Origin of the sequence: Janthinobacterium sp. 75 (assembly GCF_004365495.1) — a bacterium.
Lineage (GTDB): Bacteria > Pseudomonadota > Gammaproteobacteria > Burkholderiales > Burkholderiaceae_D > Janthinobacterium.
The window spans coordinates 1-14,990 of record NZ_SORD01000002.1 but is presented as its reverse complement, the minus strand read 5'-3'; the positions used below and the strand labels follow the sequence as shown (position 1 = coordinate 14,990).

The 14,990-nt window shown below is 55.8% G+C and carries 9 protein-coding genes, 2 tRNA genes and 2 rRNA genes; 7 read left to right on the top strand and 6 right to left on the bottom strand.

Features of this window, described 5'->3' with window-relative positions; all coding sequences use genetic code 11:
• Window positions 1-5: 5 nt before the first annotated feature.
• From C8C89_RS24405 to C8C89_RS24395, 3 genes are all read right to left on the bottom strand, one after another.
• Window positions 6-566 (bottom strand): DUF934 domain-containing protein, encoded by a 561-nt coding sequence (locus C8C89_RS24405; RefSeq protein ID WP_101480224.1) that lies wholly within the window; start codon window positions 564-566, stop codon window positions 6-8.
• Window positions 559-2,247: a nitrite/sulfite reductase gene (locus C8C89_RS24400; protein WP_101480225.1), complete on the bottom strand. Its 1,689-nt coding sequence runs from the start codon at window positions 2,245-2,247 to the stop codon at window positions 559-561. Before C8C89_RS24400 ends, C8C89_RS24405 begins: the two co-directional genes overlap by 8 nt.
• An 81-nt stretch (window positions 2,248-2,328) precedes the next feature.
• Complete coding sequence (locus tag C8C89_RS24395; protein WP_101480226.1) at window positions 2,329-3,102, bottom strand: sulfite exporter TauE/SafE family protein; 774 nt, start codon at window positions 3,100-3,102, stop codon at window positions 2,329-2,331.
• A 161-nt stretch (window positions 3,103-3,263) separates the two neighbouring features.
• On the opposite strand from C8C89_RS24395, the gene C8C89_RS24390 reads away from it, so the two are divergent.
• From C8C89_RS24390 to C8C89_RS24380, 3 genes are all read left to right on the top strand, one after another.
• Window positions 3,264-4,205 (top strand): CysB family HTH-type transcriptional regulator, encoded by a 942-nt coding sequence (locus C8C89_RS24390; protein WP_034751505.1) that lies wholly within the window; start codon window positions 3,264-3,266, stop codon window positions 4,203-4,205.
• 61 nt (window positions 4,206-4,266) lie between these two features.
• Complete coding sequence (locus C8C89_RS24385; protein WP_133993661.1) at window positions 4,267-4,917, top strand: class I SAM-dependent methyltransferase; 651 nt, start codon at window positions 4,267-4,269, stop codon at window positions 4,915-4,917.
• Window positions 4,918-5,111: 194 nt separating this feature from the next.
• Window positions 5,112-6,110: a porin gene (locus C8C89_RS24380; RefSeq protein ID WP_101480228.1), complete on the top strand. Its 999-nt coding sequence runs from the start codon at window positions 5,112-5,114 to the stop codon at window positions 6,108-6,110.
• Window positions 6,111-6,159: 49 nt separating this feature from the next.
• Here the strand turns inward: C8C89_RS24380 and C8C89_RS24375 are convergent, their stop codons facing one another.
• The 3 genes from C8C89_RS24375 to C8C89_RS24365 form a co-directional block, all read right to left on the bottom strand.
• Window positions 6,160-7,341, bottom strand: coding sequence for a PAS domain-containing sensor histidine kinase (locus C8C89_RS24375; RefSeq protein ID WP_133993659.1), 1,182 nt, complete (start codon window positions 7,339-7,341; stop codon window positions 6,160-6,162).
• A 158-nt stretch (window positions 7,342-7,499) separates the two neighbouring features.
• On the bottom strand, window positions 7,500-8,258 hold the full coding sequence (locus tag C8C89_RS24370; protein ID WP_101480230.1) for a LytTR family DNA-binding domain-containing protein: 759 nt from the start codon (window positions 8,256-8,258) through the stop codon (window positions 7,500-7,502).
• A gap of 63 nt (window positions 8,259-8,321) precedes the next feature.
• The gene (locus C8C89_RS24365; RefSeq protein WP_101480231.1) at window positions 8,322-9,614 is read right to left on the bottom strand and encodes a histidine kinase; all 1,293 of its coding nucleotides are present in this window, start codon (window positions 9,612-9,614) and stop codon (window positions 8,322-8,324) included.
• A gap of 576 nt (window positions 9,615-10,190) precedes the next feature.
• Here C8C89_RS24365 and C8C89_RS24360 point away from each other — a divergent pair.
• The 4 genes from C8C89_RS24360 to C8C89_RS24345 all read left to right on the top strand — a co-directional run.
• A 16S ribosomal RNA gene (locus C8C89_RS24360) occupies window positions 10,191-11,721 on the top strand.
• A gap of 81 nt (window positions 11,722-11,802) precedes the next feature.
• Window positions 11,803-11,879 (top strand) — tRNA-Ile (locus tag C8C89_RS24355).
• 25 nt (window positions 11,880-11,904) lie between these two features.
• Window positions 11,905-11,980, top strand: a tRNA-Ala gene (locus tag C8C89_RS24350).
• Window positions 11,981-12,223: 243 nt separating this feature from the next.
• Window positions 12,224-14,990 (top strand): 23S ribosomal RNA (locus C8C89_RS24345); the annotation flags it as partial.

Genomic DNA, 14,990 nt, shown 5'->3' with positions numbered 1-14,990 from the left:
ATTCCTCAGATGCCGGCCGCGTTGTCGAGGTCAGGATTCTGGCCTTCGCGCTGGTGACGGCGGAACAGCGGCGATTTTTGATCCCATGAGGCCTGGTAGGTTTCCGAAAAGACAGATAAACCTTTCAGGGCGTCATGGATGCTGCGGTCCGGGCGCGTCGCATAGGCGTCAAAGCCGACACGGTGCATGGAAAACAGCTGGTCGCGCAGTACGTCGCCGATGGCGCGCAATTCACCCTGGAAGCCCAGGCGGGCGCGCAGATTGAAGGCGATGGAATAGCCGCGGCCATCCGTGAATTTCGGGAAGTCCACACCGATGACGGGCAGTTGCGCCACGTCGGCGGCCAGTTCTTCCGGGCGCTCGTCGCTGGCCAGCCAGACGCCGATGTCGGGCAGGCGCGCCAGCAGGGTCTCGCGCTGGGCTTGCCACACGGGCAGGGGTACGATGACCTTGCCGGCAGGCACGACGACCGTTTCCGGCGTGTCGCCCTCATCGAGGCGCAGCAAGCCCCAGGAATTCGGCACCACGGCGGCGTTCTTGATGATTTCTTCGCGCACTTCAAACATATTCGTCTTCTCCCACCAGGTTGCCGACCGTGATCGGCGTTGCATAGACATGTTCCTTGAACGGCGCCAGGCCCAGGCGCTGGGCCGTATCGACAAAGCGCTCGCCTTCATGGCGGTCGCGCACGTAGACGTGCAGCAGGCGGCCGATGACTTCAGGCATCTGCAGGGAAGAGAACGATGGTCCGATGATCTTGCCGATGGCGGCGTTGTTGCCCTGCGCGCCGCCGATCGACACTTGATACCATTCGCTGCCATCCTTGTCGACGCCAAGGATGCCGATGCTGCCTACGTGATGGTGGCCGCAGGCATTGATGCAGCCGGAAATATTCAGTTCGATCTCGCCGATGTCGTGCTGGAAGTCGATGCTGTCGAAGCGTTCCGCGATGGCGGCCGCGATCGGCAGTGACTTGGCGTTCGCCAGCGAGCAGAAGTCGCCGCCCGGGCAGCAGATCATGTCGGTCAGCAAGCCGATGTTCGGTGTGGCCAGGCCGTGTGCCTTGGCTTCCTGCCACAGTTTGAACAGTTTCGACTGCTCCACGTCGGCCAGCACCAGGTTTTGCTCATGCGTCACACGCAGTTCGCCAAAGCTGTAGCGGTCGGCCAGGTCGGCCACGAAGTCGATCTGCTCGGCCGTTGCGTCGCCAGGCGGCACGCCCGTCTTCTTCAGCGACAGCACCACGGCCACGTAGCCGGGGCGCTGGTGTGGCTTGACGTTGCGCGCCAGCCAGTTCACATACGCTTTGTTGTCCGCGTGTTCCGCTTTGTAGTCGAGTTCCGGCAGGGCGAGGTAGGCGGGCGGATTGAAAAAGTCCGCCACGCGCTGCATTTCCTCCGCGCTCAATGTTTCCGGACCGTCTTTCAGGTCGACCCACTCGGCTTCCACCTGGCGCGTGAATTCTTCCACGCCGATGGCTTTCAATAAAATCTTGATGCGCGCCTTGTATTTGTTGTCGCGGCGGCCGTGCAGGTTATACACGCGCATGATGGCCTGGATATACGTCAGCAAATGCTGCCACGGTAAAAATTCGCGCACGACGCTGCCCAAAATCGGCGTGCGGCCCATGCCGCCACCGGCCATCACCTTGAATCCCACTTCGCCAGCCTCGTTGCGCACGGCCGTCAAGCCGATATCGTGCACGGCGATGGCGGCGCGGTCCTCTTCGGCGCCATTGATGGCGACCTTGAATTTACGCGGCAGGGCGATGAACTCGGGGTGGAAAGTGCTCCACTGGCGCAATACTTCCGCGTACGGTCGCGGATCGATGATTTCATCGGCGGCAACGCCGGCGTACGGGTCTGATGTTGTATTACGGATACAGTTGCCGGAAGTCTGGATCGCGTGCATTTCCACGGAAGCGAGGTCCGTCAGGATATCGGGAGTCTGTTCCAGTTCAATCCAGTTGAACTGGATATTCTGGCGCGTGGTGAAGTGGCCATAGCCGCGGTCGTACTTGCGCGCGATGTGCGCGAACATGCGCATCTGCTTGGCCGACAGCAAGCCGTACGGCACGGCGATGCGCAGCATGTAGGCGTGGCGTTGCATGTACAGGCCGTTTTGCAGGCGCAGCGGAATGAATTCCTCTTCCGTCAGTTCATTGGCGATACGGCGCGCAACCTGGTCTCGGTACTGGGCGATGCGCTCTTTGATGATGAGGTGGTCGTACTGATCGTAATGGTACATATCAATTCCTAAAAAAACCGGGGTACTGGAAGACTGCCTGGGATGATGTTCTTGATACTGCTCGCGTCACATGGTCGGTCATTAATAGATTAGCTTTACTGCCACGCCGGTCAAGGTCATCGCCAGCAGTACTCTTAAAAACTTTTCCGGCACGGAGCGGGCCACCCAGGAGCCGAGCGTGATGCCGGGCAGGGAGCCGACCAGCAAGGAGGCCAGCAATTCCCAGTGGATGGAACCGAGCCACCAGTGGCCCAGGGCGGCAATGGCCGTCAGGGGCACGGCGTAGGCGATATCGGTGCCTGCCACTTCGGCCGAGCTCATGCGTGGATACAGCATCACCAGCAGGGTAGCGCCGATGGCGCCGGCGCCGATCGACGACACCGTCACCAGCACGCCCAGCACGGCGCCGGCGATGATGGTCGCGGCGGCAAGCTTGTTGCCTTGTAATTGTTTCTCGGGGTGTGCATTAATCCAAGCCAACATGCGGCCCTTGAAGATCAGCGCCACGACGGTCAGCAGCACGGAGGCGGCGATCGAGTAACGGATGATCTGGCCGATTTCCGGCGACAGGGTGCCGAATGATTTGAGCGCCAGGGTCGACACGACGGCGGCAGGCAGGGCGCCGATGCACAGGCGCTTGACGATATCCCAGCGGATGGTGCCACGCAGGCGGTGCGTCAGGGTGCCGGCGCTCTTGGTGATCGAGGCGAACGCCAGGTCGGTGCCCACCGCCACGGAAGGCGGTACGCCAAACAGCAGGGTCAACAGCGGCGTCATCAGCGATCCGCCGCCCACGCCGGTCATTCCTACGAGTAATCCTACGGCAAATCCTGAGACTATATAAGACAAAGTCATGCTTGCACCCCCAAAGTACCCGCAATAGTAATAAACTTAGTGTTTATTCCAAACTACTTAGTACGCATTTGCTTATATGCGATATGCGTATATGCATGAACGCTAAAATCATGGGTGGGGCGGAAACTCGGCAAATCACGGCAATCTAGGGCAAACCAGCAATGAATCTCCATCAACTGCGCTTCGTGCGCGAAGCGGTCCGGCAGAACTATAACCTGACGGACGCCGCCAAGGCCTTGTTTACGTCGCAACCGGGCGTATCGAAAGCCATCATCGAGCTGGAGGAAGAGCTGGGCGTGGATATTTTTACACGCCACGGCAAGCGCATCCGCGGCTTGACGGAGCCGGGCCGCCTGGTGCTGGAATCGGTCGAGCTGATCATGCAGGAAATCGACAGCATGAAGCGCATCGGCAAGGAATTCGCGGCGCAGGACAGTGGCAGTTTCACCATTGCCACCACGCATACACAGGCGCGCTACACCTTGCCCAAGGTCGTGCAAGCGTTCATGCTGAAGTTCCCGAAGGTGAGATTGTCATTGCTGCAAGGCAATCCGCGCCAGATCGCCGAGATGGTACAGCGCGACCAGGCCGATCTCGCCATTGCCACGGAATCGATCGCCGCCATCGATGGCCTGATTACCTTGCCCTGCTATCAATGGGAGCACGTGGTGGTGGTGCCGGTCGATCATCCGCTGCTCAAATCGAAGTCCGTGACCCTGGAAGAGATCGCCGCTTTCCCCCTGATTACCTATGACAGCGCGTTCGCCGGACGCAACAAGATCGACCACGCTTTCGTGCTGCGCGGCCTGAAGCCCGACATCTTGCTGGAAGCCATCGATGCCGACGTGATCAAGACTTATGTCGAGTTGGGCATGGGGATTGGTATCATAGCGGGTATGGCCTTCGATGCCGAACGCGACAAAGGCTTGCGCGCCATCCCTGTCGGCCACCTGTTCGGCATGAATGTGTCGCGCGTGGCCGTCAAGCAAGGCGCGTATTTGCGCAGCTATATCTATACCTTTATTGAGTTGCTGACGCCGACCTTGAACCGCAAACTCATCGAGCAGGCGATGAGTGGTGATAAAGAGCACTACGAACTATAACAATGCATGAAGTCGGCCGGGCGATGTGCCTGGCCAAGATTATTTAAGAAGAGAAGAAACAATGATTACCGATCAGCTTGCCAAATATTACGCCACCATCGCGCAGCAGTACGAGCGCGTCTATGACAAGCCCGAACGCCAGGAAGACCTGGAAGTGTTGCGCGACAAGGTTGCCGACGTACTTGAAGGCCACACCGTGCTGGAACTGGCCTGTGGTACCGGCTATTGGACGGAAGTGGTCGCCGAGTCGGCCGAGTCCGTGCTGGCGACCGATATCAACGATGAAATGCTGGCGCTGGCCCAGGCACGCGGCTTGTCCGACAACGTCACCTTCGCCAAGCTCGATGCGTTCAATTTGCCCGATGACTTGCTGGGCAAGTTCACGGCCGTGTTCGCCGGCTTCTGGTGGTCGCACGTCAAGCGCGAAGACCAGGACAAATACCTGAAGCAGTTGCGCAGCAAGCTCGGCAAGGACATCCTGCTGGTGCTGATCGACAATTCCTATGTCGATGGCAGTAGCACTGTCATCGCGCGCACCGATCTGGAAGGCAATACCCACCAGTTCCGCACGACGGATGGGGGCGAACGCTATGAAGTACTGAAGAATTTCCCGTCGGATAGTCATCTGCGCAAGAAGTTTGCCCACTCGGCCCGTGAAATCCGCATGAAGCGCCTGGAATACTATTGGCTGTTGAGCTGCCGCCTGAAGTAAGGCAGGAACGGCAACATCCACCGCCCTCGGGCGGTTTTTTTTCGCCTGTTGTTTTTATGTGACACAGTGTTGTGCCAAAAAGCAACATCTTGTCGATGTCATATTGTTGAAGTATTTCGTGGGCATGATTCGGTTCAGCAGCTAAGCAGCTCAGCAGCAGCTCAACTTGTCCAACCTAATGTAGAGAATCTCAAGTGAAAAAAATTACTCTGGCAGCATTGATCATCGGCACCTTTGCAGCAGCTACGGCGCAAGCACAATCGAACGTTACCGTATACGGCGTGGTCGATCTGGGCATTGCCAAGACCACGGGCGGTGCGTTGCTGGAACGTGAAAATCAGGCGTCGCGTATTGGTTTCAAGGGCACGGAAGATCTGGGTAACGGCTTGAAAGCCATTTTCAACCTGGAAAGCGAATTCAAGGCTGACACCGGTGCACAAGCAACCGCCAACACCCTGTTCGATCGCCAGGCATGGGTAGGCCTGACCGGTGACTTCGGTACCGTCTACCTGGGCCGTACCAAGGACCTGATCGACGGCACCCTGGCACGCGTCGATCCATTCAACACCTACGGCGTCATCGGCAAGATCAATGAGCCAGTCATGCGCGGCGGCCAGTCGCCAAACGGCGCGCAAGCCATTCCAAGCGCATCGGTCGTGGGCGCGTCGCGCGTCAGCAATGCCGTGACCTACAACAGCCCATCGTTCAGCGGCTTCGTCGTCAGCGGCCAATACGTCGCCAGCGAAATCAAGGATGCCGATTCGGGCTTCAGCGTGGTTGCCACGTATGACCAAGGTCCAGCCAGTGCACATGCCGGTTACCAAAAGAAAGTCCAGTCCGTTGCCAACGCAGCGGCTGAACCGAAGCTGTGGATTATTGGCGGCGGTTACAAATTTGGCCCTGCCAAAGTCACTTTTGATTACTCGAAAGCAGATACCGATGCCGCCGTTACCGGCGAATTCAAGAGCTACCTGCTGGGTCTGGCCTATGACATCGGCGGCGGCGCCATCAAGGTCAGCTACGTGAAACAGAAGCAAGACAGCAACACTGTCAGCGGCAAGGAAACGGCCAAGGCCTATGGCTTGGGCTACGACTACCCGCTGTCGAAGCGTACCGCCGTGTACGTGTACGGTGGCCGCGACCAGTTCAGCGAAAAATCGATGTATCAGCTGGGCATGACCCACAAGTTCTAAGCAAACATTTTTTGCCACGACAAAGGCGCCCGCGGGCGCCTTTTTTTTCTTATGACGTGGCTGTTTCCATCACTTCCGTCTGCATGGGCAGGGAGATGTCGATGCGTGTTCCGCCCAGTTTGTTATCGGCGCCGATATGGATGCTGCCGTTCAAGCCCCACACACGCTCGCGCATGCCCAGCAGTCCCAGGGCCGTGGCTTTTCCCAGCTCGTGTTCGGCAATGCCGCGGCCGTCATCCTGGATGGTAATCGCCAGCGAGGAATCGATGCGGTGCAGGGCGATGGTGATGTGGCTTGCCTCGGCATGGCGCACGATATTCGTCAGCGCTTCTTGCACGATGCGGTAGATGCTTGTGCTGCGCGCATCGTCGAGCACCAGGTCGGCCTCGTCGGCCAGCAAGTCAAAATGGATGGCGCGGCGCAACAGAAAGTCGTGGCGCAGTTTTTGTAGTGCAAAATACAATCCTCCTTCATCGAGCGCGCGCGGCCGCAGGTTGCTGGCGATACGCCGCAGTGAGGTGATGGCCGTCACCAGCAAGCCGTCCATGCTGCGCAGCAACGTTTGCAAGGACAAAGTCGTGTCCGTGTGCTGGCGCACCAGAGTCAGGTCGCCCCGCAAGGTGGCCAGCAATTGCCCCAGGTCATCATGCAGTTCGCGTGCGATATGCTTGCGCTCTTCTTCTCGGATCGATTGCAGTGCGCTCGACAATTCACGCAGTTGCGAAAAGGAGCGGGCCAGCTGTTCATGCATTTGCTGGCGCGCACTGATGTCGCGCACGATGATGGTAAACACGCTGCGACCATCTTCCTGCATGGCAGAGAGCGAACCTTCGAGCGGAAACATGGCGCCATCGCTGCGCCGCCCCGTCAAAGTGTAGTCGGTGGCGCGCCGGCCAGTCAGGCGCAGCCCTTGATTGATGTCGCTAAACGGCGGATCGCCATCGTGCTTGCTCAGGCTGCACAGGGTACGCAAGTCGCGCAGGATGTAGTGCCCCAGGCGCTTGCCCCGCATGCTGAGCGGCGTATCGTCGAACAATCTGGCTGCCGCCGCGTTCGCATGCAGGATGATTTGTCCGCTGTCGATGCTGATGATGGCGTCGCTGGCGCTGTCGATGATGGCCTGGCCACGCGCCTGCCGTTGCCGCCTGGCTTTTAGTGGAGGAAACAAGCACAGCAAAAGCACCGCCGCCATGCCCAGCGGCAGGATGCGCAGCAGGATTGGACTGGGCATGGGCTTCTCCTTGCGAACGTGAGCGAAGGCAGGCAAGACAGGGATGGGCAGGACTTCATATAGCCTATGCTTGTTGGGATGGCATGGCTTGATGTGGCGCAGTAAGGGGATAGAAGAGAACCATGCGCCGCGCCGGCCTGGGCCGGGCGGCGGGAAACTTACATTTGCTTGAACAGGTGCAAGAAGCTGCGGCTCACTTCGAGCTTGTCGGATTTGCCTTTGATGAGTACCAGGTGGCGGCCGCGGATGTCGCGTGTCACGCCTTCGATGGCATTCACATTGACCAGAGTGGCGCGATGGATTTGCCAGAACAGCGAAGGATCGAGCTCTTCGGCCAGATCGCGCACGGGCTTGCGGATCAGTGCCTCATACTTGGCGGTTTGCACGCAGGTGTATTTCTCGTCAGAACGGAAAAATAAAATCTCTTCCACGGGTATCATGCGCAAGTCCTGGCCGATGCTGGCCTGTATCCATTGCAGGTAGGTGGGCTTGGCCGTGATTTTTTCCGCCAGCTGCGACAGCATCGCCGTGACGCTGCTGTTGACGTCCAGGGCCGGCTTGTTCAAGTGCGTTTTCAGGCGTTCCACCGTTACCAGCAAGCGCTCATGCTCGGGCGGCTTGAGCACGTAATCGACGGCGCCCCGTTCGAACGCTTCGACGGCGTGGGTGTCGTAGGCCGTCACGAAGACGATATGCGTCTTGCTGCCAATAACTTGCGCCGCTTCCATGCCCGTCTTGCCGGGCATGCGGATATCGAGGAAGGCAAAGTCGGGTTTGAGTTGTTCCACCAGTTCAATCGCTTCGTCGCCATTCTTGGCTTCGCCGATGATTTCCAGTTCAGGCCAGGCTTGGCCCAGGCGCAGGCGTAGCTGGTCACGCATCAGTCTTTCGTCGTCGGCAATAATAGCGGTAGGCATAGGTCTCAAGTGTGAACAGGCGAAGATTGATTATTCAATGATTTAGCGTTTTTATCAACTGTCTTATTTAGACAGCAGATACGGTACTTCGATCACGGCGCATACACCGCTGGGCTGGTTGGGCGTGATGGTCAGGCTGCCCTGGTCGCCATGCAGCAGTTTCAGGCGTTCGCGGATGGTGGGCAAGCCCAGTCCCGTGCCATCGCTGGGTACCACGCCAAAGCCCAGACCGTCATCGGTGACGATAACGCGCAGCTTGCTGTGCGCCACTTCCGCCACGATGCGCAGGGTGCCGCCTTCCGGTTTGACTTCCAGGCCATGCTTGATGGCATTTTCCACCATCGATTGCAGCATCATGGGCGGGAAGGCGGCACTGCGCAGGCCGTCGGGAATCTGGAAATCGACGGTCAGGCGTTCTTCCATGCGCATTTTCAGCAGGTTCAGATAGGCTTGCACCATGTCCGCTTCACGGCCCAGGTTAGTAATCAGGGCATTGTCGCGCATTTGCGGCAGCACGGCGCGCAGATACTGGATCAGGCTGCGCTGCATCTTGGCCGCGCGCGGCGGGTCGGTCTGGATCAGGTGCTCGACGGAGGCGAGGGTATTGAACAGGAAGTGCGGCTCGACTTGCGCCTGCATCATCTGCATCTTCGCTTCGCTGAGCTGGCGCTGCATGGATGCGCGTTCGGCCGCCTCATTGGCCGTGACAGTTTCCGCTTCGGCGCGTTTCTTGCCGCCAACCAGTGCCTTCATGGCGAACAGGGCCAACACCAGCAAGGACACAAAACTCTTGAACCAGGTGGAAGCTTGCTGGTGGTAGCGCGACACTTTTTGCTCCGCCGCATCATCGACCGCTTCTTCGATGGCATTCGACAGTTCTTCGCCGATCTGTGGTGGCAATTCAATATGGACTTCTTCCCCTGAAGCGTTGGTCGTCACGGGGTAGCTGGGTTTGGCGGGCGCGGCCGGCGGTTCGGGCGGTGTCGGCGGCACCGCTTTTGCCTGCTCGTCCGCCTCGCTGGCATCGACCGGGTCGCTGGCGGCGTCGGTGGTGCTGCTGCGCCGGTTCTTGCTGTTACGGGGATTGAAATGGATGCCCGTATCGTCGATCAGGATATTGGTGTCCCCCGAGCCCTTGCTGCTGCGTTTGTGCGACTTGATGACAACTTCTTCGTCCGGGCTGGACGAGAACAGCTCATCTTGCAAAATGGAGCCGGCGATCAGGGCCAGCGCCGCAAACAGGAAAAATTTCCACCAAGACAGTTGGGTAACCCAGGTTGTCGTTGCGTCGAATGCCCGTTGCAACCAAGCGAGGATGGTTTTCAACAATTGGGGCAGGCTGGAAATCGGAAGCATGGGAGCACTTTCAAGTACAAGAGTTAATCGACGCAACGGGCAAGTTTAACCCCTTGTTGAGTAGCGTCAGAGTCTGATGTTGCCACTGTGCCTAAAGACCACGAACTACGCCAGTCGATTGCGACAGGCTGCACAAAAGGGCACTTGAAGTGAAGACCGGGCTTGCTGGGCGGCGAGGGCGGGAAAATAGCACTTGCGAGGAGTGCGGGGCGGGGCTATAATTCGCCCCCTCGCTGAACGACGCATGCAAATGCCGAGTAAGGTGAGAAAAAAGAAGGAGTTGACGGACGTAGCAAAATGCTTCATACTCTTCCTTCTCCGCAGCTGACAAACACAACGCTTTGTCGATAGCGCGAAAGCAGTAACCGAATACAGTTCTTTAACAATTAACAGTCGATAAGTGTGGGCATTTGATGTAAGTGCAGCGTCAATCTTCGGATTGGCGTCTAACTTAAAATATCAAATGTTCACAAGAAATAATGAAATAGGATACTTCTTCGGAAGTAGCCTGTCAGTTTTTTGAGTGAGCGACCCGTCGCAAGACGGTGCCAATAAAATGGCAAAGTAACAGAGATTAAACTGAAGAGTTTGATCCTGGCTCAGATTGAACGCTGGCGGCATGCCTTACACATGCAAGTCGAACGGCAGCACGGAGCTTGCTCTGGTGGCGAGTGGCGAACGGGTGAGTAATATATCGGAACGTACCCTAGAGTGGGGGATAACGTAGCGAAAGTTACGCTAATACCGCATACGATCTAAGGATGAAAGTGGGGGATCGCAAGACCTCATGCTCGTGGAGCGGCCGATATCTGATTAGCTAGTTGGTAGGGTAAAAGCCTACCAAGGCATCGATCAGTAGCTGGTCTGAGAGGACGACCAGCCACACTGGAACTGAGACACGGTCCAGACTCCTACGGGAGGCAGCAGTGGGGAATTTTGGACAATGGGCGAAAGCCTGATCCAGCAATGCCGCGTGAGTGAAGAAGGCCTTCGGGTTGTAAAGCTCTTTTGTCAGGGAAGAAACGGTGAGAGCTAATATCTCTTGCTAATGACGGTACCTGAAGAATAAGCACCGGCTAACTACGTGCCAGCAGCCGCGGTAATACGTAGGGTGCAAGCGTTAATCGGAATTACTGGGCGTAAAGCGTGCGCAGGCGGTTTTGTAAGTCTGATGTGAAATCCCCGGGCTCAACCTGGGAATTGCATTGGAGACTGCAAGGCTAGAATCTGGCAGAGGGGGGTAGAATTCCACGTGTAGCAGTGAAATGCGTAGATATGTGGAGGAACACCGATGGCGAAGGCAGCCCCCTGGGTCAAGATTGACGCTCATGCACGAAAGCGTGGGGAGCAAACAGGATTAGATACCCTGGTAGTCCACGCCCTAAACGATGTCTACTAGTTGTCGGGTCTTAATTGACTTGGTAACGCAGCTAACGCGTGAAGTAGACCGCCTGGGGAGTACGGTCGCAAGATTAAAACTCAAAGGAATTGACGGGGACCCGCACAAGCGGTGGATGATGTGGATTAATTCGATGCAACGCGAAAAACCTTACCTACCCTTGACATGGCTGGAATCCCGGAGAGATTTGGGAGTGCTCGAAAGAGAACCAGTACACAGGTGCTGCATGGCTGTCGTCAGCTCGTGTCGTGAGATGTTGGGTTAAGTCCCGCAACGAGCGCAACCCTTGTCATTAGTTGCTACGAAAGGGCACTCTAATGAGACTGCCGGTGACAAACCGGAGGAAGGTGGGGATGACGTCAAGTCCTCATGGCCCTTATGGGTAGGGCTTCACACGTCATACAATGGTACATACAGAGCGCCGCCAACCCGCGAGGGGGAGCTAATCGCAGAAAGTGTATCGTAGTCCGGATTGTAGTCTGCAACTCGACTGCATGAAGTTGGAATCGCTAGTAATCGCGGATCAGCATGTCGCGGTGAATACGTTCCCGGGTCTTGTACACACCGCCCGTCACACCATGGGAGCGGGTTTTACCAGAAGTAGGTAGCTTAACCGCAAGGAGGGCGCTTACCACGGTAGGATTCGTGACTGGGGTGAAGTCGTAACAAGGTAGCCGTATCGGAAGGTGCGGCTGGATCACCTCCTTTCTAGAGTTTGCACGAATCATGTAAATGATTCACGCATCAAATGTTCACACTTATCGGCTGTTAATATAAAGAACAGCATTTGGGGCTGTAGCTCAGCTGGTTAGAGCACCGTGTTGATAACGCGGGGGTCGTTGGTTCGAGTCCAACCAGCCCTACCAGTTTCTGCAGTCTGGAAATACCCTAGGGGGATTAGCTCAGCTGGGAGAGCACCTGCTTTGCAAGCAGGGGGTCGTCGGTTCGATCCCGTCATCCTCCACCAAAAGTTCAAACGTAAATTAGTGCTGATTAATGCACGGGGATTTAGGTTTGGTCTTTTCGAGATCAAGTGCTGTATGTTCTTTAACAATCTGGAAGAAGTAAAGATTATTTATTGATTGGTTTGCCGTAAAAAGCAAATCGATGGGTAATGATTGTATGTATCAACAAACAAGCAACAACGTTGTACTTTCTTATCCCTGTAGCGCTCTTTCATTATGCAAATGATGAGAGGCTAACGTTATAGGGACAAGCGAATAAGTGCACATGGTGGATGCCTTGGCGATTACAGGCGATGAAGGACGTAGTAGCTTGCGATAAGCTGCGGGGAGTGAGCAAACACACTTTGATCCGCAGATTTCCGAATGGGGCAACCCACCCTTTTAGGGTATTGCATACTGAATACATAGGTATGCAAGGCGAACGCGGCGAACTGAAACATCTAAGTAGCTGCAGGAAAAGAAATCAACCGAGATTCCCAAAGTAGCGGCGAGCGAAATGGGAAGAGCCTGTACGTGATAGTCGGACCGATAACAGAATCCTCTGGAAATAGGAGCCATAGTGGGTGATAGCCCCGTATGTGAAATTGGACCGGTGATACTAAGCGTACGACAAGTAGGGCGGGACACGTGACATCCTGTCTGAATATGGGGGGACCATCCTCCAAGGCTAAATACTCGTAATCGACCGATAGTGAACCAGTACCGTGAGGGAAAGGCGAAAAGAACCCCGGAAGGGGAGTGAAATAGATCCTGAAACCGTGTGCATACAAACAGTAGGAGCGGACTTGTTCCGTGACTGCGTACCTTTTGTATAATGGGTCAGCGACTTACATTCAGTGGCAAGGTTAACCGAATAGGGAAGCCGTAGAGAAATCGAGTCCGAATAGGGCGATCAGTCGCTGGGTGTAGACCCGAAACCAAGTGATCTACTCATGGCCAGGATGAAGGTGCGGTAACACGCCCTGGAGGTCCGAACCCACTAATGTTGAAAAATTAGGGGATGAGCTGTGGGTAGGGGTGAAAGGCTAAACAAACTTGGAAATAGCTGGTTCTCTCCGAAAACTATTTAGGTAGTGCCTCAAGTATCACCATCGGGGGTAGAGCACTGTTATGGCTAGGGGGTCATTGCGACTTACCAAACCATTGCAAACTCCGAATACCGATGAGTGCGAGCTTGGGAGACAGACGTCGGGTGCTAACGTCCGGCGTCAAGAGGGAAACAACCCAGACCGCCAGCTAAGGTCCCAAAGATTGGCTAAGTGGAAAACGAAGTGGGAAGGCTAAAACAGTCAGGATGTTGGCTTAGAAGCAGCCATCATTTAAAGAAAGCGTAATAGCTCACTGATCGAGTCGTCCTGCGCGGAAGATGTAACGGGGCTAAGCCAGTCACCGAAGCTGCGGATATTGTTCTGTGATTTATCACAGATATATATGGTAGGAGAGCGTTCTGTAAGCCTGCGAAGGTGTCTTGTAAAGGATGCTGGAGGTATCAGAAGTGCGAATGCTGACATGAGTAGCGATAATGGGGGTGAAAAGCCTCCACGCCGTAAGCCCAAGGTTTCCTGTTCAACGTTCATCGGAGCAGGGTGAGTCGGCCCCTAAGGCGAGGCAGAGATGCGTAGCTGATGGGAAGCAGGTTAATATTCCTGCACCGTCGTATGATGCGATGGGGGGACGGATCGCGGAAGGTTGTCCAACTGTTGGAATAGTTGGTTTTTGGCTCATAGAAGGCACTTAGGCAAATCCGGGTGCGGAATTCAAGGGGTTGAGACGAGTGAACTTGTTCACGAAGCAATCGGAAGTGGTTCCAAGAAAAGCCTCTAAGCTTCAGTCATACGAGACCGTACCGCAAACCGACACAGGTGGGCGAGATGAGTATTCTAAGGCGCTTGAGAGAACTCGGGAGAAGGAACTCGGCAAATTGGTACCGTAACTTCGGGAAAAGGTACGCCCCGGTAGCTTGATTGGTTTACTCCATGAGGGTGAAAGGGTTGCAATAAACTGGTGGCTGCGACTGTTTAATAAAACACAGCACTCTGCAAACACGAAAGTGGACGTATAGGGTGTGACGCCTGCCCGGTGCTGGAAGATTAAATGATGGGGTGCAAGCTCTTGATTGAAGTCCCAGTAAACGGCGGCCGTAACTATAACGGTCCTAAGGTAGCGAAATTCCTTGTCGGGTAAGTTCCGACCTGCACGAATGGCGTAACGATGGCCACACTGTCTCCTCCCGAGACTCAGCGAAGTTGAAATGTTTGTGATGATGCAATCTACCCGCGGCTAGACGGAAAGACCCCATGAACCTTTACTGTAGCTTTGCATTGGACTTTGAACCAATCTGTGTAGGATAGGTGGGAGGCTTTGAAGCGGGGACGCTAGTTCTCGTGGAGCCAACCTTGAAATACCACCCTGGTTTGTTTGAGGTTCTAACCTTGGTCCGTTATCCGGATCGGGGACAGTGCATGGTAGGCAGTTTGACTGGGGCGGTCTCCTCCTAAAGTGTAACGGAGGAGTTCGAAGGTACGCTAGATACGGTCGGACATCGTGTTGATAGTGCAATGGCATAAGCGTGCTTAACTGCGAGACTGACAAGTCGAGCAGGTACGAAAGTAGGACATAGTGATCCGGTGGTTCTGTATGGAAGGGCCATCGCTCAACGGATAAAAGGTACTCTGGGGATAACAGGCTGATTCCTCCCAAGAGTTCATATCGACGGGGGAGTTTGGCACCTCGATGTCGGCTCATCACATCCTGGGGCTGTAGCCGGTCCCAAGGGTATGGCTGTTCGCCATTTAAAGTGGTACGTGAGCTGGGTTTAAAACGTCGTGAGACAGTTTGGTCCCTATCTGCCGTGGGCGTTGGAAATTTGAAGGGGGCTGCTCCTAGTACGAGAGGACCGGAGTGGACGAACCTCTGGTGTACCGGTTGTCACGCCAGTGGCATTGCCGGGTAGCTAAGTTCGGAAGAGATAACCGCTGAAAGCATCTAAGCGGGAAACTTGCCTTGAGATGA